This is a genomic window from Pseudomonas sp. NC02 (assembly GCF_002874965.1).
Lineage (GTDB): Bacteria > Pseudomonadota > Gammaproteobacteria > Pseudomonadales > Pseudomonadaceae > Aquipseudomonas.
On the sequence record NZ_CP025624.1, the window covers coordinates 1,062,818 to 1,078,776 of the forward strand.

Annotated in this window: 21 protein-coding genes; 9 read left to right on the plus strand and 12 right to left on the minus strand. The window is 60.1% G+C overall.

Annotated features, from left to right (window positions below; all coding sequences use genetic code 11):
• Nucleotides 1-97: 97 nt before the first annotated feature.
• On the plus strand, nucleotides 98-580 hold the full coding sequence (locus tag C0058_RS04805; protein ID WP_102368136.1) for a glutathione peroxidase: 483 nt from the start codon (nucleotides 98-100) through the stop codon (nucleotides 578-580).
• A 232-nt stretch (nucleotides 581-812) separates the two neighbouring features.
• Nucleotides 813-1,916 carry an NADH:flavin oxidoreductase gene (locus C0058_RS04810; RefSeq protein WP_102368137.1) on the plus strand — a complete coding sequence of 368 codons (1,104 nt, stop codon included), beginning with the start codon at nucleotides 813-815 and terminating at the stop codon, nucleotides 1,914-1,916.
• 82 nt (nucleotides 1,917-1,998) lie between these two features.
• Here the strand turns inward: C0058_RS04810 and C0058_RS32565 are convergent, their stop codons facing one another.
• The 3 genes from C0058_RS32565 to cysZ form a co-directional block, all read right to left on the minus strand.
• Entirely contained in the window at nucleotides 1,999-2,166 is a 168-nt protein-coding gene (locus tag C0058_RS32565; RefSeq protein ID WP_158660274.1) for a hypothetical protein, read from the minus strand.
• Nucleotides 2,167-2,382: 216 nt separating this feature from the next.
• Nucleotides 2,383-3,570, minus strand: coding sequence for a glycosyltransferase family 1 protein (locus tag C0058_RS04815; RefSeq protein ID WP_102368138.1), 1,188 nt, complete (start codon nucleotides 3,568-3,570; stop codon nucleotides 2,383-2,385).
• 64 nt (nucleotides 3,571-3,634) lie between these two features.
• Nucleotides 3,635-4,390: a sulfate transporter CysZ gene (cysZ, locus tag C0058_RS04820; protein ID WP_003208468.1), complete on the minus strand. Its 756-nt coding sequence runs from the start codon at nucleotides 4,388-4,390 to the stop codon at nucleotides 3,635-3,637.
• Nucleotides 4,391-4,683: 293 nt separating this feature from the next.
• Here cysZ and trxB point away from each other — a divergent pair, with 293 nt between their 5' ends.
• A complete protein-coding gene (trxB, locus tag C0058_RS04830) occupies nucleotides 4,684-5,646 on the plus strand; it encodes a thioredoxin-disulfide reductase (protein ID WP_003208470.1) in 963 nt (320 codons plus the stop codon).
• Between the two features lie 182 nt (nucleotides 5,647-5,828).
• Here the strand turns inward: trxB and C0058_RS04840 are convergent, their stop codons facing one another.
• From C0058_RS04840 to C0058_RS04865, 6 genes are read right to left on the minus strand one after another with little or no spacing between them, the layout of a single operon-like run.
• Nucleotides 5,829-6,170 carry a HopJ type III effector protein gene (locus C0058_RS04840; RefSeq protein WP_008432300.1) on the minus strand — a complete coding sequence of 114 codons (342 nt, stop codon included), beginning with the start codon at nucleotides 6,168-6,170 and terminating at the stop codon, nucleotides 5,829-5,831.
• Nucleotides 6,163-6,459, minus strand: a complete 297-nt coding sequence (locus C0058_RS04845; protein ID WP_003208473.1) for a DUF1244 domain-containing protein — start codon at nucleotides 6,457-6,459, stop codon at nucleotides 6,163-6,165. The genes C0058_RS04840 and C0058_RS04845 overlap by 8 nt, the downstream gene beginning before the upstream one ends.
• Nucleotides 6,460-6,482: 23 nt before the next feature.
• Nucleotides 6,483-6,854 (minus strand): dihydroneopterin triphosphate 2'-epimerase, encoded by a 372-nt coding sequence (gene folX / locus C0058_RS04850; protein ID WP_003208474.1) that lies wholly within the window; start codon nucleotides 6,852-6,854, stop codon nucleotides 6,483-6,485.
• 2 nt (nucleotides 6,855-6,856) lie between these two features.
• A complete protein-coding gene (folE, locus tag C0058_RS04855; protein WP_003208476.1) occupies nucleotides 6,857-7,417 on the minus strand; it encodes a GTP cyclohydrolase I FolE in 561 nt (186 codons plus the stop codon).
• Nucleotides 7,418-7,437: 20 nt separating this feature from the next.
• Complete coding sequence (gene folM, locus C0058_RS04860; protein ID WP_003208477.1) at nucleotides 7,438-8,148, minus strand: dihydromonapterin reductase; 711 nt, start codon at nucleotides 8,146-8,148, stop codon at nucleotides 7,438-7,440.
• A gap of 57 nt (nucleotides 8,149-8,205) precedes the next feature.
• Nucleotides 8,206-8,766, minus strand: a complete 561-nt coding sequence (locus tag C0058_RS04865) for an antibiotic biosynthesis monooxygenase (protein WP_008432309.1) — start codon at nucleotides 8,764-8,766, stop codon at nucleotides 8,206-8,208.
• A 215-nt stretch (nucleotides 8,767-8,981) separates the two neighbouring features.
• On the opposite strand from C0058_RS04865, the gene C0058_RS04870 reads away from it, so the two are divergent.
• The gene (locus tag C0058_RS04870; protein WP_371857014.1) at nucleotides 8,982-9,938 is read left to right on the plus strand and encodes a MerR family transcriptional regulator; all 957 of its coding nucleotides are present in this window, start codon (nucleotides 8,982-8,984) and stop codon (nucleotides 9,936-9,938) included.
• A 2-nt stretch (nucleotides 9,939-9,940) separates the two neighbouring features.
• On the opposite strand, the gene C0058_RS04875 is transcribed toward C0058_RS04870, so the two are convergent.
• Nucleotides 9,941-10,546, minus strand: coding sequence for a hypothetical protein (locus tag C0058_RS04875; RefSeq protein WP_003208483.1), 606 nt, complete (start codon nucleotides 10,544-10,546; stop codon nucleotides 9,941-9,943).
• A 58-nt stretch (nucleotides 10,547-10,604) separates the two neighbouring features.
• A complete protein-coding gene (locus C0058_RS04880) occupies nucleotides 10,605-11,072 on the minus strand; it encodes a PAS domain-containing protein (protein WP_003208484.1) in 468 nt (155 codons plus the stop codon).
• 113 nt (nucleotides 11,073-11,185) lie between these two features.
• On the opposite strand from C0058_RS04880, the gene C0058_RS04885 reads away from it, so the two are divergent.
• Complete coding sequence (locus C0058_RS04885) at nucleotides 11,186-11,641, plus strand: flavodoxin (RefSeq protein WP_003208486.1); 456 nt, start codon at nucleotides 11,186-11,188, stop codon at nucleotides 11,639-11,641.
• On the opposite strand, the gene C0058_RS04890 is transcribed toward C0058_RS04885, so the two are convergent.
• A complete protein-coding gene (locus C0058_RS04890) occupies nucleotides 11,622-12,518 on the minus strand; it encodes a LysR family transcriptional regulator (protein ID WP_003208487.1) in 897 nt (298 codons plus the stop codon). The genes C0058_RS04885 and C0058_RS04890 overlap by 20 nt on opposite strands.
• A gap of 99 nt (nucleotides 12,519-12,617) precedes the next feature.
• Between C0058_RS04890 and C0058_RS04895 the strand changes: the two genes are divergently transcribed.
• The 4 genes from C0058_RS04895 (at nucleotide 12,618) to C0058_RS04910 (ending at nucleotide 15,514) form a co-directional block, all read left to right on the plus strand.
• Complete coding sequence (locus tag C0058_RS04895) at nucleotides 12,618-13,004, plus strand: CidA/LrgA family protein (protein ID WP_087693754.1); 387 nt, start codon at nucleotides 12,618-12,620, stop codon at nucleotides 13,002-13,004.
• On the plus strand, nucleotides 12,994-13,680 hold the full coding sequence (locus tag C0058_RS04900; RefSeq protein WP_102368140.1) for an LrgB family protein: 687 nt from the start codon (nucleotides 12,994-12,996) through the stop codon (nucleotides 13,678-13,680). The genes C0058_RS04895 and C0058_RS04900 overlap by 11 nt, the downstream gene beginning before the upstream one ends.
• 149 nt (nucleotides 13,681-13,829) lie before the next feature.
• The gene (locus C0058_RS04905) at nucleotides 13,830-14,612 is read left to right on the plus strand and encodes a class II aldolase/adducin family protein (RefSeq protein WP_102368141.1); all 783 of its coding nucleotides are present in this window, start codon (nucleotides 13,830-13,832) and stop codon (nucleotides 14,610-14,612) included.
• The gene (locus C0058_RS04910) at nucleotides 14,612-15,514 is read left to right on the plus strand and encodes an alpha/beta fold hydrolase (RefSeq protein WP_102368142.1); all 903 of its coding nucleotides are present in this window, start codon (nucleotides 14,612-14,614) and stop codon (nucleotides 15,512-15,514) included. Before C0058_RS04905 ends, C0058_RS04910 begins: the two co-directional genes overlap by 1 nt.
• Nucleotides 15,515-15,959: the final 445 nt, after the last annotated feature.

Sequence of the window (15,959 nt, forward strand, 5' to 3'; positions counted from 1 at the left end):
TTCGGGCGCCTTTTTCATTTGGCGGCTATTCTTGCCGACTTGGCGGCTGTAATCTCGAATGGCCGTTACGAAGAACATGGGATATCTGGAGTTCGTCATGAGTGCTTTCCACGACCTTAAACTCAAAGCCCTGGATGGTCAGGAGCTGCCTCTGGCGCCCTTCAAGGGGCAAGTCGTGCTGGTGGTCAACGTCGCCTCCAAATGTGGGTTGACCCCACAGTACGCCGCGCTGGAAAACCTCTATCAGCAATACAAAGACCAGGGTTTCACCGTACTCGGGCTGCCGTGCAATCAATTTGCCGGGCAGGAACCGGGTACTGAAGAAGAAATCCAGGAATTCTGCAGCCTCAACTACGGCGTGACCTTTCCCCTGGGCAGCAAGCTTGAGGTGAATGGCCACGATCGCCACCAGCTGTATCGATTGCTGGCGGGCGAGGGCGCCGAATTTCCCGGGGACATCACCTGGAACTTCGAGAAATTCCTGTTGGGCAAGGACGGCCGGGTGCTGGCGCGTTTCTCGCCGCGTACACCGCCGGATGACCCCTCCATTATTCAGGCGATCGAAAAAGCATTGAACTGATACTTTTCAGCATTCTCGAGTGAGTTTCTGTGGCAAGGGAGCTTCCTGTGGCAGGGAGTTTCCTATGGCAAGGGAGCTTGCTGTGGCGAGGGAGCTTGCTCCCGCTGGGCTGCGAAGCAGCCCCATGCCCTCCCGCTTTTACCCCTTAATCACCCCAATCAATAGTGCTATCCAACACGCTGCACACTCCATATTATCCACATCATAAATTCCTTTCCGATGGAGTGCTCCCATGCCTGTCCAAGCTTTGTTCAAACCGTTCCAGCTCGGTGCACTGCAACTGCCGAGCCGCGTGGTCATGGCGCCGATGACCCGTTCCTTTTCTCCGGGTGGCGTGCCCAACTCCAAAGTGATCGAGTACTACCGCCGCCGCGCCGCCGCCGGTGTCGGCCTGATCATTACCGAAGGCACCGTGGTCGGCCACCCGGCTTCCAACGGCTACCCGAACGTCCCGCATTTCTATGGTGAAGCCGCCCTGGCCGGCTGGAAGAAAGTGGTCGACGCGGTACACGCCGAAGGCGGCAAGATCGTTCCGCAACTGTGGCATGTGGGCAGTGTTCGGCGCATCGGCACCGAGCCGGATGCCAGCGTCCCGGCTTACGGCCCCACCGAAAAACTCAAGGACGGCAATGTCGTCGTCCACGGCATGACCGTGCAAGACATCAAGGACGTGATCGCCGCGTTCGCCCAGGCTGCCAAGGATGCCCAGAGCATCGGCATGGACGGCGTTGAAATCCACGGCGCCCATGGCTACCTGGTGGACCAGTTCTTCTGGGAAGGCACCAACCAGCGCACCGACGAATACGGCGGCAGCCTGGCCAACCGTTCGCGTTTCGCCATCGAATTGATCCAGGCCGTCCGTGCCGCCGTGGGGCCGGACTTCCCGATCATCCTGCGTTTCTCCCAGTGGAAGCAGCAGGACTACACCGCGCGCCTGGTGCAAACCCCGGAAGCCTTGGGTGAATTCCTCAAGCCGCTGTCTGACGCCGGCGTGGATATTTTCCACTGCTCCACCCGCCGTTTCTGGGAGCCGGAATTCGAAGGCCCCGAGCTGAACCTGGCCGGCTGGACCCGCAAGCTCACCGGCAAGCCGACCATCACCGTGGGCAGCGTCGGCCTGGACGGCGAGTTCCTGCAGTTCATGGTCAACACCGATAAAGTGGCGCAACCCGCCAGCCTGGAAAAACTGCTGGAGCGCCTGAACAACGACGAGTTCGACCTGGTCGCTGTGGGCCGTGCGCTGCTGGTGGATCCGGATTGGGCGCTGAAGGTTCGCGAAGGCCGTGAAGGCGACATCCTGCCTTTCAGTCGTGAGGCGTTGACGACCCTCGTTTGACGCGCACACGTTTAACTGCGTGGCTGCAAAAAATGCCTGGAACCAGTTTCCAGGCATTTTTGCCAAGTTGCCTTGAGTTGTATTAAAACTTCAGCTGGTTTTTTTCCTGCTTCTGCTGCTGCTGCAATGCAAGGAGGCCTGCTTGTTGATCGTCAGGCCGCTTGCCGCGAATACCCCCGTTCTCTAAGCCCGAAGGCGCAGGAGGCAGACTGAACGACGAAGGCTGGATGCTGTTGAGTGGCATCGACATGGGAGAACTCCACATATTTTATCTAAGAGTATTTGGGCTTTATGGCTGGTTCTTCCTATGACCCTGAACAACCGCCACTGATGTTGTGGCGTTCACCTGCGCACTAGTTCCCAACTGCAACTCGCAACATTCCCCCTCACGCAGCACTGAGTTGGCTTGTCTACTGGTCATTCAAGGGTGTTCGCTTGGGCAGATCAAAAATATCTACATCGAATACTAGACATTCATAGTGTTGCTGCTGACTTTGTACACACTCGATATGCCCCTGCATACATCCAGTAACTTGCTTTCAAACTGCTCAATAATTGCCGGCCAGCCCTGGCGACTGGCGTGTTGTCGGGCATTGAGCCTGACCCTGCGCAAACTTTCACGCTCCTCCAACAACCAGTTGGCGGCATCACAAAATGCCTCCTCGTCCCCAGGCATCGCCAGCACACCGTTGTAACCATGGCGAATATGCTGGGTTGCAGCTGCCTGGTCGTAAGCCACCACCCCCAGCCCTGCGGCCATGGCCTCTAACACTACATTGCCAAAGGTTTCGGTCAGGCTGGGGAACAGAAACAGATCCCCTGAGGCGTAGTGCCGAGCCAGCTCCTCATCGCGTCGGGTACCGCAAAAAATTGCCTGAGGCAGCGATTTCTCAAGCATTGTCCGTTGGGGGCCATCGCCGACAATGATCAGTTTCAACCGGCGCTGTGGGTAAGTGGTTTGCAGCGAGTCGAAGCAGCGCTTGAGCAGCCCGAGATTTTTTTCCTGGGCCAGGCGTCCGACGTGCAGCACGGCGATGTCTTCATCGCTCAGCCCCCACTGCTCGCGCAGGGCTGGGTCGCGTTTTGCCGGGTGAAACAGCTGGCTGTCGACACCGCGCGCGAGCATGCCCAGGCGCTCGAAATGGCGCCGCTCCAGCTCCAGGCGCTGGCTGGCGCTGGGCACCAGGGTCAGGGTCGAGCGGTTATGGAACCAGCGCAGATAGTGGGTCAGCACCCGGCTCAGCATGCCCAGGCCGTACTGGTTGGAATACTGCTGGAAGTTGGTGTGAAAGCCACTCACCACGCTGATCCCCAGGCGCCGCGCCGCCCGCAACGCCGACAAACCCAGCGGGCCTTCCGTGGCGATATACAACACATCCGGGCGCTGGCGGGTCCAGCGCCGCAACAGCTTGTGCATCGACGACTGGCCCCATTGCAGCCCCGGGTAGCCCGGCAGCGGCCAGCCGCGACAGAGCATCAGGCCGTCGTCGCTGGGCCGGCTCTGGTCGCTGCCCTGGCGCGGGCGAACCAGTTCGACTTGATGCCCACGCGCGCGCAAACCGTCACACAGGCGGCCAAGGGTATTGGCCACCCCGTTGATCTCTGGCGGGAAGGTTTCGGTGATCAGGGTGATGTGGAGCGAAGCTGTCGTCATGACCCACAGTGTCGGCGTGGGCCATGTCGTCATTGTGTCTTTTGGATGATGGATTTGTGACGGCTCAGGCCTTTTTAATGGCCATGGCCTCGGCGCCTTGCTCACGCACCCAGAACAACGTCGCCCCGGCCACCGCTGCCGGCATCATCAGCAGGTTGACCACCGGCACCAGCAACACCAGGTAAACGATCCCGCCAAAACTCATGCTCTGCCAGCGCTTCTGGCGCAGCCAGGCGAGCATTTCGTTCCAGCCCAGCTTGTGGTTGTCGGCCGGGTAGTCGATGTACTGGATCGCCATCATCCACACACCAAACAGCAGCCACAGCGGCGCCGCCACCAGGTTGACCACTGGGATGAACGACAGGATAAACAGGCCGATGGCCCGGGGCAGGAAGTAACCCAGTTTGCGCATTTCCCGGGCCAGGGTGCGCGGGACCATGGCCGCCAGTTCGCCCCAGCTGAACGCCGGGAAATCATCGGTGCCGCGCACCACCACTTCGACCTTTTCCGACAGAAAGCCGTTGAACGGCGCGGCGATAATGTTGGCAAGCATGGTGAAGGTGAAAAACACCATCAGCACCACCAGCACCACAAATAAAGGCCACAGCAGATAATTGAGGAAGCTCAGCCAGCTCGGCAGCGTCGGCATGAGTGTGTCGACCCACAGGCTGAACTGATGGCCGGCGAAGTAGATCAATCCGACGAACAGGATCAGGTTGATTGCCAGCGGCAGCAGCACAAACAGCCGCAGGCCGGGGCTGAGTACCAGTTTGAGACCTTCGCGCAGGTACTGTGGGCCTGAAAGAACGGGGGCGGGCATGGATAACTCCGGGCAATAGGGGCGAACGCGCCGACCTTACCGGCTTTGGGAGTACCGGGAAAGCACGGCCCGCATCGCGACATTAACGGTAACAAAGGTGTCGATTAATAGAAGGCATGGGATAGAGACCACCTATGAGCTGGATTGTTAATCCGTATTTCCTTAATCTTGCCTCCCTCTATACGCTGCACCCATTATTTTCAGGATCTGCGAGTTCAAGCCTTCCCCAAGTGCTTCGCGGTCCTTTTTTATTCCAGCCGTTCTGTAGTCCGGGCGGTCGATAGGAGTGAGTCATGTCTGATACCCGTCATTCGCGAGTGATTATTCTCGGTTCCGGCCCTGCCGGTTACAGCGCTGCCGTCTACGCTGCCCGGGCCAACCTCAAGCCGTTGCTGATCACCGGCATGCAAGCGGGCGGTCAGTTGACCACCACCACTGAAGTCGACAACTGGCCGGGCGACGTCCACGGCCTGACCGGCCCGGTGCTGATGGAGCGCATGAAAGAGCACGCCGAGCGTTTCGAAACCGAGATCGTGTTTGATCACATCAACAAGGTCGACTTCTCCAAGAAGCCTTACAGCCTGACCGGCGACAGCGGCGTGTACACCTGTGACGCGCTGATCATCGCCACCGGCGCCAGCGCTCGGTACCTGGGCCTGCCGTCGGAAGAAGCGTTCATGGGCAAGGGCGTTTCCGCCTGCGCAACCTGCGACGGTTTCTTCTACCGCAACAAGCCAGTGGCTGTGGTCGGTGGCGGCAACACCGCGGTGGAAGAAGCGCTGTACCTGGCCAACATCGCCAGCACCGTGACCCTGGTTCACCGCCGCGAGACCTTCCGCGCCGAGAAGATCCTGATCGACAAGCTGCATGCCCGCGTGGCCGAAGGCAAGATCATCCTCAAGCTCAACGCCACCCTGGATGAAGTCCTGGGCGACAACATGGGCGTGACCGGTGCTCGCCTGAAGAACAACGACGGCAGCTTCGACGAGCTGAAAGTCGACGGCGTGTTCATCGCCATCGGCCACACTCCGAACACCTCGTTGTTCGAAGGCGTGCTGGATGCCAAAGACGGTTACCTGATCGTGCAGGGCGGCCGTGAAGGCAATGCGACTGCCACCAACATCGAAGGTATCTTCGCTGCCGGTGACGTGGCCGACCACGTGTACCGCCAGGCGATCACCTCCGCCGGCGCCGGTTGCATGGCGGCACTGGATGCCGAGCGTTACCTCGACGGTTTGAAGGACGCTTCGTTCTAAACCGTAGAAACAAAAAAACCGGCTGCGAGGCCGGTTTTTTTATGCACGGGATTTGATGATCACCGCAGTCCAAATGTGGGAGCGGGCTTGCTCGCGAAAGCGGTGTGTCAGTCACCCGATGTATTGACTGACACTCTGCTTTCGCGAGCAAGCCCGCTCCCACATTTTGATCTATGTCTGACTCAGGATTTGCGGGTCAGTGGCTGTGCGGCAAACTTCACACCCGCCAACCCATGCTCGATCAGCGCACGAATGTTGCCATGGTCACTGCCTTCAGGCGTGGCCAGCACCGAACGGTAATGCTCGCCAAACGCCAACAGCGCTTCCTGGTCGCTCAAGCCTTCCAGCAGCGCCAGGCCCAGGGTCTTGCACGAACCTTCGTTCTGCCCGGCGGCGTTTTCCACGCTGCCATTGGTGAACGCTTGTGGCTGGTAGTCGTAACCGGCAGCTACAAAGGCCAGGGTATCGGCAAAAACATGTTCGCCACTGTTGAGGCTGGCGCGCAGGGTGTTCAGGTCAGTCATGGGGTTTTCCTTTGGCGAATGCCGCTTGCTGTTCGGCACTGGCTTCTTGCTGATATTGGGCTTTCCACTCGGCGTACGGCATGCCGTACACCACTTCACGGGCGTCATCGAGGCTCAGCTCGATCTGGCGCTCGTCGGCCTCGGCCTTGTACCACTTGGACAAGCAGTTGCGGCAGAAGCCCGAGAGGTTCATCAGGTCGATGTTCTGCACATCCTTGCGGCTGTCCAGGTGGGCCACCAGCCGGCGGAAGGCGGCGGCTTCGAGTTCGAGGCGTTGTTGATCGTTCATGATGCTCACTGCAAAGGTAAGGGTTAGCGACTGGCCGCCAGGGTGATCGACACCGATTCGGCAAAACGCAACGCATGGGGTTTGTCGACTTCGACTTCGGCGTACAGCACCGATGTATTGCTCATCACCAGGTCGAGGATCTCCTGGGTCAGGCGCTCCAGCAGGGCAAAGCGATTGCCTTCCACATGGGCGATGATTGCCTTGGTGATGGTGCGGTAGTTCAGCGCGTGGTCGATGTCGTTGTCGCGCACGGCTTCCTGGGCGGCATACAGGATGGTCAGGTTGATCAACACATCCTGCTTGTTGAGGATTTCATCCTCGTTGATCCCGATAAACGTGCGCAGGCACAGGTCCTTGACCCGGATGCGCGCCATGCCTGGCTGAAGTTGTGGCATTGCTACTTGCTCCGTCCAATCAGTTGCAGGAACTCCATGCGCGTGGTGTTCGACTCGCGGAAGGCGCCGAGCATCACCGAGGTGTTCATGGTTGAATTCTGTTTTTCGACACCGCGCATCATCATGCACATGTGCCTGGCTTCGATCACCACCGCCACGCCGGCGGCCTGGGTCACCGTCTGGATGGCGTCGGCAATTTCCCGCGTGAGGTTTTCCTGGATCTGCAGGCGACGGGCGAACATGTCGACGATACGCGCCAGCTTCGACAGGCCGAGCACCTTGCCGGTCGGAATATAGGCCACATGGGCCTTGCCGATAAAGGGCAGCAGGTGATGCTCGCACAGCGAATACAGCTCGATGTCCTTGAGGATCACCATCTCGTCGTTGTCGGAGGAAAACAGCGCACCGTTGACGATTTCTTCCAGGTTCTGCTCGTAGCCGTGACACAGGTACTGCATGGCCTTGGCGGCACGCTTTGGCGTGTCGAGCAAACCCTCGCGCTCGGGGTCTTCACCCAGGCCCTTGAGGATCTCGCGGTAGTGGTGGGGCAGGGACAAAGTCATACAACATCCTCGCAAACGGCTTACTTGATATGCCGCCCGCCGTTGACGGTCAGGGTGGTACCGGTGACATAAGGGTTATCCAGCAGGTAGCGCACGCTCTGGTAAATCACCTCGGGGCCGGGCTCGATGCCCAGTGCCGCCTTGGCCAGGACCTTGGCGCGGTAAGCCGCGTCGTCGCCCTCGTTGAACATCACCATTGCCGGGGCAATGCCGTTCACCTTGATATCCGGTGCAAGCTGCGCGGCAAACGACAAGGTCAGGCTGTCGAGCCCGGCCTTGGTGGCGCAGTAGGCAATGTGCTGGCGGCTGCCCTTGCGGGTCACGTCATCGCTGATGTGCACGATATCCGCAGGCGTGGAGCGTTGCAGCAGGTAAGCACAATGCAGGTTGATCAGGTACGGCGCAAGCATGTGCACGCTGAACATGTCGGTAAAGGCGCGGCTCTCGTCGCCGGGCGCTTCCGCCACCCAGGCCGAGGCATTATGAATGATCGCCCGCAGGCTTTGGGTGTGCGTCTTCAGTTCGTCGATGAAGGCGAGAATACCGGTCTCGTTGGAGAAGTCGGCAAACACACCGATCGCACCGCGTTCGCGCAAGGCTTGCACGCCGGGACGTTCGCTGCGGTAGCTGAAAATCACTGGCTGCCCTTCGTCCAGCAGGCGCTGGGCGCAATGCAGGCCGACGCGCTGGCCGGCACCGGTGATCAGGATCGGGGCGGGTGTTGAAGACATGGGAGGCTCGAATCGCTGGCAGGCTAAAACTATACCAGCGAGCGGCCTCCCTTGTACTCAAGCAGCGGCTTCGGTGGCCTTTACCCGGGCTGGCGCCGGATGCAGCCAGCCGGCCAGCAGGTGGGTCGACAACGGGATAAAGAAGTAAACCATCAATGGCGTGAGCGCGAGGGTGCTGACCAGCACACGGCTCAACAACCCCAACTCGCTGAGCAGCGGCTCAAGGCCGAAGTTGAACAGCAGCGACACCGGGAAAAATGCCAGCCAGATGGCCACGGCCTGCTTCCAGCGCGGCGGACGTGCGGCGGCGGCGCCAAACCAGCCGTCGATACCGCGTACGCGATGCTCCGACGGCGCAGCAAACAGCTCACTGCCACGCCCGAGCCATGCACCACGGGAGGCGGAAAACTCCCACGCATGCAGGGTTTTTTCGTCGGCGAAGCGGAAAATAATCTGGAACTCGTCATCGTTGGGCGGCGGTGCAAGCACGCCTGAACCCAGGTAACCGGGGAAGTCCGTGGCCAATTGCTCGCCTTCGCGCAGCCAGGCCATCAACTCTTCATAGCGACCCTTGGCCACGCGGCGCGCAACCATCAGGGTGACGGGGGAGGTAGACATTGTGTATCTCCATAAGGATCAGGTGCACTGGGCCGGGTAGGCGGCGCACGAACGAAGCTGCGGGGTAAGCAGCCACGTTGAAAAAACAGGCAAGGATTATTCCTGTTTTGCAGAAATACACCAGCGACATTGGTCGGCTTGTCGAAGACCTTGAATCGGACAGCTGTATGGGCGTTAAATGGGATCCAAGTTCCTGACAGTATATTGATGCCCTGATGTCTGTAATGACTGCTCCACGTACCGACATGGCCCTTGGCAACCCTGCCGATTCCGATGATCTGTTTCCGATTCGCGAAGTCGCGAGATTGACAGGCATCAACCCTGTCACCTTGCGTGCCTGGGAACGGCGTTACGGGCTGATCCACCCGGTTCGCACCGAAAGTGGGCACCGCCTGTATTCGCGCACCGATATCGAGACCGTTCATCGCATTCTTGACTGGATCGAGCGTGGCGTGGCCGTGAGCAAGGTCGGCAAGATCCTCGCCCGCGACGATCATCAAGTTGAAGCGGCGGCTGCTTCGCCGGCAGGTGCAGAGCATGAATGGGCCCAATGGCAGGCGCAGTTGCGAACGGCCGTCGGTGCCTTCGACGACCGGCAACTGGACCGGTTGTATGGCCAGATTTTCGCTGCCTACCCGGTCGCGGTGGTGTTCCAGGACATCCTGATGCCCCTCTGGCAGCAACTGTTGCGACATCAGGGGTTGTTTGGACAAACCAGTGAATGGCTGTTTTTTGATGGATTTCTGCGCAGCCGAACCTGGAAACGCCTGCAGATAGGCTGTGCCTCAGCGGCGCCACGGGTATTGCTGGCGGCCATTGCGGGGGAGTGCCGAGAGCTGGAGTTGTTGGTCGCAGGCCTGTTGATGAGCGGTGACGAGTTGGCGGTCAAGGTTCTGGCTGTGGGCCAGCCGATGGATGAATTGACCCTTGTCTGTGAAAAAACCAGGCCACAAGCCCTTGTGGTGTTCTCCAATCACTCTCCGGCCAATGGCTTGCCTCGGCGCCTTGAACGGCTGGCCCTGACCCTGGATTGCCCGCTGTTGCTGGCCGGCGATGCGGCGGAGTTGGCGCAGGAACAACTGGCGGGTTCATCCGTTGGCTGCCTGGGTAACGAAGGGCGATTGATGCAGCGCCGCTTGCAGCAGTTTCTGCGCGGTAACCTGGATACCTGACTTCAGGCGTGGACTTCGGGGTGAAACAGGCGGTGTTGCTGCAGGATAAACTGGCGCAGGCGCTCGGTCTCATCCACATCGTTCTGGCTCAGGCGGTAGGCGAACAATCCTCGGGCAGTTTCCCGTTCCAGCGTGCCCCGCACCGAAATGCGCTCGTACCCGGACGGACTGAACCACAGCGAAAAGGTTCTTGGCGCCTTGATCCGCCCGCGAATTTCCACCAGCAATCCCTTGAATGACACCTCATGCACCCACAGCGCACCGGGCTGGCCCTTGATGTTTTCCAGGGGTACCGGCTCTTCGAGCGCCAGGCGCCACGGGCGGATCATCGGCCCGTCTTCGAAAATACTCGGTACACCCAGCCGCAGATGCACGGCATGAAACTCGTCTTCCACCAATTGCAGCGGAAACGTCATTTGCTGGTTGTCGAATTGGGCCTGGAGGGTGACATGGTCATGGGCGGCCAGGCGGGTGAGCAGATCTCGAATCTGCGCACCGCCATTGACCGTCAGGCTCGACGACGCGTCCCGCACATTGAGTTGCGGGTTATGGTGCATGGTCTGAATAAAATCCAGCTCGTCCTGCGTCAAAAGCGCGTCGCGTTGCATTGATCTTGCTCAAGAAAAAGGTATTAAAACGCCATTATCTCTTTAAAGACCGCGTTTTCTAGTTTTTGTTAGATCCGCTCGTCGCCTTGAGTGCCGCAAGCTCCGCCTTGAGGTCAGCCAACTGGGCTTCCAGTTGCGCGACACGCTGCTGGGCCTTGACCTGAACGGTCACATCCTTCTGCACACCGACAAAGTAGGTCTGCTTGTCGGCCGGGTTATAAACCGTCGATAACGACAGCTCGTTCCAGAAATGCGTGCCGTCCTTGCGGTAATTGCGCAGGATTTCCCGGCAGGCGCCGCCACTCTCCAGGGCTTCGCGAATCGCCATCAGCCCCGGCTGGTCACGATCGCCCGATTGCAGGAAGCGGCAGTCCTGATAGAGGATTTCGTCGAGGGTGTAGCCAGTCATGCGCTCGAAGGCCGGGTTCACATAAATCAGTGGCTTGTCCTTGCCTTCGCGCTCGGCGATAACGATGCCGTCGTTGGAAGCGTTGATCACCAGTTGCATCAGCTTGGCGTTAATCATTGAGCGGTCCATGGCTTGTAGTTGGAGTTTGCAGTTTAAGACATGCCGGCAGCCTGTCCATGGGCCCCAGCTGTTAATATCCCAGGCTTTTAGTCAGCTACAGGATCAGATTGATGAAAGTCGCCATCCTTTCCGGCTCGGTGTACGGCACGGCTGAAGAAGTCGCCCGTCATGCTGCAAGCATCCTCAACGCTGCCGGCTTCGACGCCTGGCACAACCCGCGGGCAACCCTCGCCGACGTACAGGGCTTTGCTCCGGAAGCCTTCCTGGCCGTGACGTCCACCACTGGCATGGGCGAACTGCCCGACAACCTGCAGCCGCTTTACTCGACCATTCGCGACCAACTGCCGGCCGCCTGGCGAGGCTTGCCCGGCGCGGTGATCGGCCTGGGCGACGCCAGCTATGGCGACACGTTCTGCGGCGGCGGCGAGCAAATGCGCGAGCTGTTTGCCGAGTTGGGCGTGCACGAAGTGCTGCCGATGCTGCGCCTGGACGCCAGCGAAAGCGTGACCCCGGAAGCCGACGCCGAGCCGTGGCTGGCCGAGTTGGTCACTGCACTGCGCGGTTGACCGGGAACTCGCGCAATAACGCCAGCCAGGCCTGGGCGGCTTTCGACAGGTAGGCACCCTCACGCCAGATAAAGGCAATGTCCCAGCGCAGGTAGTCCGGCGCCTTGAGCGTCAGGCGCACCACGCCGGGCCTTATCAGGCCCCGGGCTACTACGCTGGGCAGCAGCACCACGCCTTGGCCGGCGGCCACCAATGCGGCGAGAAAATCCGCCTGGCCACTGCGCCCGCTTTCCTTCGGGGTGAAGCCCAATTGCTGACAGGCCTGTAGCAGGCGGTCGTTCAACACAAAACTGCGCTGATACATCAGGAACGGCGTGTCAGCCAACTCCTCCAGGCGGATCTGCGCGTTATCGGCCAATGGATGGTCCATCGGCAGCAGGGCATCCAGCGGTTCATCGCAGAATGCCTGCCAGGCGAATGCCGGGTCGCTGGGCATCAGGCTGCCGCCCACTTCCAGCTCTCCGCTCAAGATCGCCTGCTCGATATTGCGGCTGCCGCCTTCCAGCAACTGGATGGTGACGTTCGGATAACGGCGGCGGTATTCGGCAAACAGCCCGGCGAACAACGTGTCGCCGCCCAACTGCGGCAGGCCCATGCGCAACTCGCCACGGGTCAACTGATTCAAGTCATCCAGCTCACTGAGCAATTCGGTTTGCTGGCGCAGCATGGCCTCCGCCCGCTGCAGCACCACTTGTCCGGCAGCCGTCAGGCGAATCTGCGAACCCAGGCGATCCAGCAGCGGCGTGCCCAGGCTTTGCTCCAGTTGTGCCACCTGCTTGCTGACGGCGGATTGGCTGATGTGCAGGGTTTTGCCGGCCTGGGTAAAGCCGCCGCGGTGGATCACTTCGACAAAACTGCGCAGTTGTTTAAATTCCATCGACATGATTCCAGTTTGGAATAGCTTGCAGTCTAACAATTCGCTGTGGGGATGCCAGGGGCCTCTTTAAAATGGGAGCCCTGCGAGGACCCAAAGCTCATGAAACGTTTCACCTTCAAAGTCGTCGGTCGGTTGTTGACTGAACTGATTGTGCTGCTGGCCATATATTTTCTGGGCTGCCAATTGGCCGCCTGGCTGAGCTGGCCTATTCCCGGTGGTGTGGTCGGCCTGGGCCTGTTGTTGCTGACCTTCGCCACCGGCCTGGTAAAACCGGCGGCTCTGCAACTGGGCGCCGGTGTACTGATGGCCGAGATGCTGCTGTTCTTTATTCCTGCCTTGATGAGCCTTTTGGACTACGGTGGCCTGGTAAAGCACGACGGCTGGCGGATCATGTTGGTGATCGGCTTCAGCACCTTGTCGGTGATGCTGGTGACTGCGTTTACCGTGGAATTCGTCTGCCGCTGGAAGCTGCGCCATGAAGCTTGAGCTGATGCCGATGTTCTGGCTGGCGCTGACCCTCGGTGCCTACGGCTTCAGCCGCTGGATCTACCGGCGCACCGGGCGCTACCTGCTGTCGCCGCTGATCCTGGTGCCGGCGCTGCTGCTGGCGGTGGCCGTGCCGATGAAAACCGCCTATGCCGAATACGCCACCGACACCCACTGGCTGATGCTGGTGCTGGGCCCGGTGACCGTGGCGTTCGCGATTCCGATCTGGCAACAGCGCCAATTGCTGATGCGCCACTGGTCAGCGTTATTGCTGGGGATGGTCGCGGGCAGCGCGGCGTCCATCGCCACTTCGTATGGCCTGGCCAAGGCCCTCGCTCTCGACAGCTCGGTGACGATGTCGTTGGTGCCCCGTTCGATCACCACCCCGTTCGCGATGCCGGTGTCTTCCGACCTGGGCGGCGTGCCGGAACTGACGGCGGTGTTCGTGATGTTCACCGGGGTGTTTGGCGCCATGCTCGGCGGCGTACTGCTCAAGTGGTTACCGTTGCGCACGCCATTGGCCCGTGGCGCATTGTTTGGCGTGGGCGCTCATGGCGCGGGTGTCAGCCGGGCTCATGAGGTGGGCGGTGAGGAAGGCTCCGTGGCGGGCCTGGTAATGGTGCTGACCGGCTTGCTCAACCTGTTCGCCGCGCCTTTATTGGCGTCGCTTCTCTGACACGCGCAGAACAAAATCGAACTATCCTCAGGACTGACCCGTTCGGTCATCAAGCTGGCTGCCAATGCAACTACGGCGGCCTCGAGGTCTGACTAGACTGCCTCTTCACTCAAAAAAACAATAATAAGCGCGCCAAGGAGGTCATTGCCGTGAGCCTAGCCACTGTTCAATCGACACACAGCGTAAAAGACCAGGTCAGCGCGGCCGAATGGCAGGCCCGCGTCGACCTCGCCGCGTGCTATCGCCTGGTGGCGATGCATGGTTGGGACGACCTGATTTTCACCCACATCTCGGCCAAGGTGCCGGGCACCGAAGACTTCCTGATCAACCCTTATGGGCTGATGTTCCACGAGATCACCGCGTCGAGCCTGGTGAAGGTCGATCAGGCCGGCAACAAACTGATGGACAGTCCCTACGAGGTCAACCCGGCGGGCTACACCATCCACAGTGCGGTGCACGAAGTACGGCACGATGTGGTCTGCGTGCTGCACACCCACACCGCTTCCGGCATTGCCGTCTCCGCGCAGAAACAGGGCGTGCTGCCCATCAGCCAGCAATCGTTGTTCGTGCTGTCCAGCCTGGCCTATCACGCCTACGAAGGTGTCGCGCTGAACCACGAGGAAAAGGCCCGCTTGCAGGCCGACCTTGGCGAAAACAATTTCCTGATGCTGCACAACCACGGTTTGCTGACTTGTGGTGGGAGCATCGCCGATACGTTCCTGATGATGTTCATCTTCCAGCGCACCTGCGATATCCAGGTGATGGCGCAGAACGGTGGCGCTGAACTGATCAGCATTGCGCCGCAGATATTGGCCGGTGCCCGGGCGATGATCGCTGGGGTCACCAAAAGCGCTCAGGGCATGGGCGGCGCGCTGGCGTGGCCGGCGTTGCTGCGCAAACTCGATGCACTCGACACCGGGTATAAAAGCTGATGCCACTCGCCGAGATCCCGCTGCGCATCTGGCGCCAGCGTGCCCAGAGCTTTGAGTTTCGCGGCCGCACCATTCGGTACTGGGTGGCGGGGCAGGGCGAGCCGTTGCTGCTGATCCATGGTTTTCCCACGGCCAGTTGGGATTGGCATTACCTCTGGCAGCCGTTGGCCCAGCGCTATCAAGTGATTGCCTGCGACATGCTGGGGTTTGGCGATTCGGCCAAGCCGCTGGACCACACCTATTGCCTGCTGGAGCAGGCGGACTTGCAACAGGCGTTGCTGGAGCATCTTTGGGTGCAGCAGCCGGTGCATGTGCTGGCCCATGATTACGGTGACAGTGTTGCGCAGGAGTTGTTGGCGCGGCATTACGAAGGCCGGTTTCGGATGGGCAGTTGTGTGTTTCTCAACGGTGGGTTGTTTCCGGAGACGCATCGTCCGGCGTTGGTGCAGAAGCTGTTGCTGAGCCCATTGGGTTGGATGATCGGGCGGGCGTTTGGGCGTAATGCCCTGGCTAACAGTTTTGGGCAGATTTTCGGGCCGGCGACTCGGCCCAGTGAGAGTGCGCTGGATGATTTCTGGAGCTTGATCGAGAGCCAGGATGGGCCGCGGATTTTGCACAAGTTGATTGCGTATATTCCTCAGCGTCGGCGGCAGCGGGATCGCTGGGTGGCGGCCATGCAGCGGGGGGAGGTGCCGTTGCGGGTGATCGATGGGGAGGTTGATCCGATTTCCGGGGGGCATATGGTTCAGCGTTATCGTGAGCTGGTGCCGCACGCGGATACGGTGTTGCTGGCGAATATTGGGCACTACCCGCAGATTGAGGCGCCGGTGCAGGTGTTGAAGCATTATTTGGCGTTTCGGGAGGGGCTTGGGGTTGGGGCTGCTCGGGTGGCTTATTCTTGATTGGGGTTGAGTACATATCCGTTATTTAGGTAACGGCGGCTTATGGTTCCGCTCTTACAGCGGGTCACTTTTGAAAAGCGCAAAAGTAACCAAAACGCTCTGCCCCGCCTGTCGGCGCCTCGCTAGGGCTCGGCGTTCCCTCACTCCGGCACCGCGAAGCGGGCCGCCGCGACGGGCCATCCATGGCCCGGCGCGGCTAAACCGGCGTCCTGCCGGTTTACCCGCTCCGCAATACCTGCGTTCGGCCTCGGGCTTATTGGGGCAGTCAGATCAAAATCAAAAGCAAGAGCACAGCGGCCTCCCGGCCGGCTTGAGTGTTAAAAGCAAAAGCAAAAACCAGAGGGAAAACAGAGCTGCTTTTCTGTGGGAGCGGGCTTGCTCGCGAAAAACCTGAGAGCGCCGCGTTCATCCAGAATGTCCGCGTCATCGTTAACGACCTTCGCGA

Coding starts and splice junctions, on each gene's coding strand:
- C0058_RS04805 (WP_102368136.1), top strand. CDS start 98: ATGAGTGCTTTCCACGACCTTAAACTCAAAGCCCTGGATGGTCAGGAG.
- C0058_RS04810 (WP_102368137.1), top strand. CDS start 813: ATGCCTGTCCAAGCTTTGTTCAAACCGTTCCAGCTCGGTGCACTGCAA.
- C0058_RS32565 (WP_158660274.1), bottom strand. CDS start 2,166: ATGTCGATGCCACTCAACAGCATCCAGCCTTCGTCGTTCAGTCTGCCT.
- C0058_RS04815 (WP_102368138.1), bottom strand. CDS start 3,570: ATGACGACAGCTTCGCTCCACATCACCCTGATCACCGAAACCTTCCCG.
- cysZ (WP_003208468.1), bottom strand. CDS start 4,390: ATGCCCGCCCCCGTTCTTTCAGGCCCACAGTACCTGCGCGAAGGTCTC.
- trxB (WP_003208470.1), top strand. CDS start 4,684: ATGTCTGATACCCGTCATTCGCGAGTGATTATTCTCGGTTCCGGCCCT.
- C0058_RS04840 (WP_008432300.1), bottom strand. CDS start 6,170: ATGACTGACCTGAACACCCTGCGCGCCAGCCTCAACAGTGGCGAACAT.
- C0058_RS04845 (WP_003208473.1), bottom strand. CDS start 6,459: ATGAACGATCAACAACGCCTCGAACTCGAAGCCGCCGCCTTCCGCCGG.
- folX (WP_003208474.1), bottom strand. CDS start 6,854: ATGCCACAACTTCAGCCAGGCATGGCGCGCATCCGGGTCAAGGACCTG.
- folE (WP_003208476.1), bottom strand. CDS start 7,417: ATGACTTTGTCCCTGCCCCACCACTACCGCGAGATCCTCAAGGGCCTG.
- folM (WP_003208477.1), bottom strand. CDS start 8,148: ATGTCTTCAACACCCGCCCCGATCCTGATCACCGGTGCCGGCCAGCGC.
- C0058_RS04865 (WP_008432309.1), bottom strand. CDS start 8,766: ATGTCTACCTCCCCCGTCACCCTGATGGTTGCGCGCCGCGTGGCCAAG.
- C0058_RS04870 (WP_371857014.1), top strand. CDS start 8,982: ATGTCTGTAATGACTGCTCCACGTACCGACATGGCCCTTGGCAACCCT.
- C0058_RS04875 (WP_003208483.1), bottom strand. CDS start 10,546: ATGCAACGCGACGCGCTTTTGACGCAGGACGAGCTGGATTTTATTCAG.
- C0058_RS04880 (WP_003208484.1), bottom strand. CDS start 11,072: ATGATTAACGCCAAGCTGATGCAACTGGTGATCAACGCTTCCAACGAC.
- C0058_RS04885 (WP_003208486.1), top strand. CDS start 11,186: ATGAAAGTCGCCATCCTTTCCGGCTCGGTGTACGGCACGGCTGAAGAA.
- C0058_RS04890 (WP_003208487.1), bottom strand. CDS start 12,518: ATGGAATTTAAACAACTGCGCAGTTTTGTCGAAGTGATCCACCGCGGC.
- C0058_RS04895 (WP_087693754.1), top strand. CDS start 12,618: ATGAAACGTTTCACCTTCAAAGTCGTCGGTCGGTTGTTGACTGAACTG.
- C0058_RS04900 (WP_102368140.1), top strand. CDS start 12,994: ATGAAGCTTGAGCTGATGCCGATGTTCTGGCTGGCGCTGACCCTCGGT.
- C0058_RS04910 (WP_102368142.1), top strand. CDS start 14,612: ATGCCACTCGCCGAGATCCCGCTGCGCATCTGGCGCCAGCGTGCCCAG.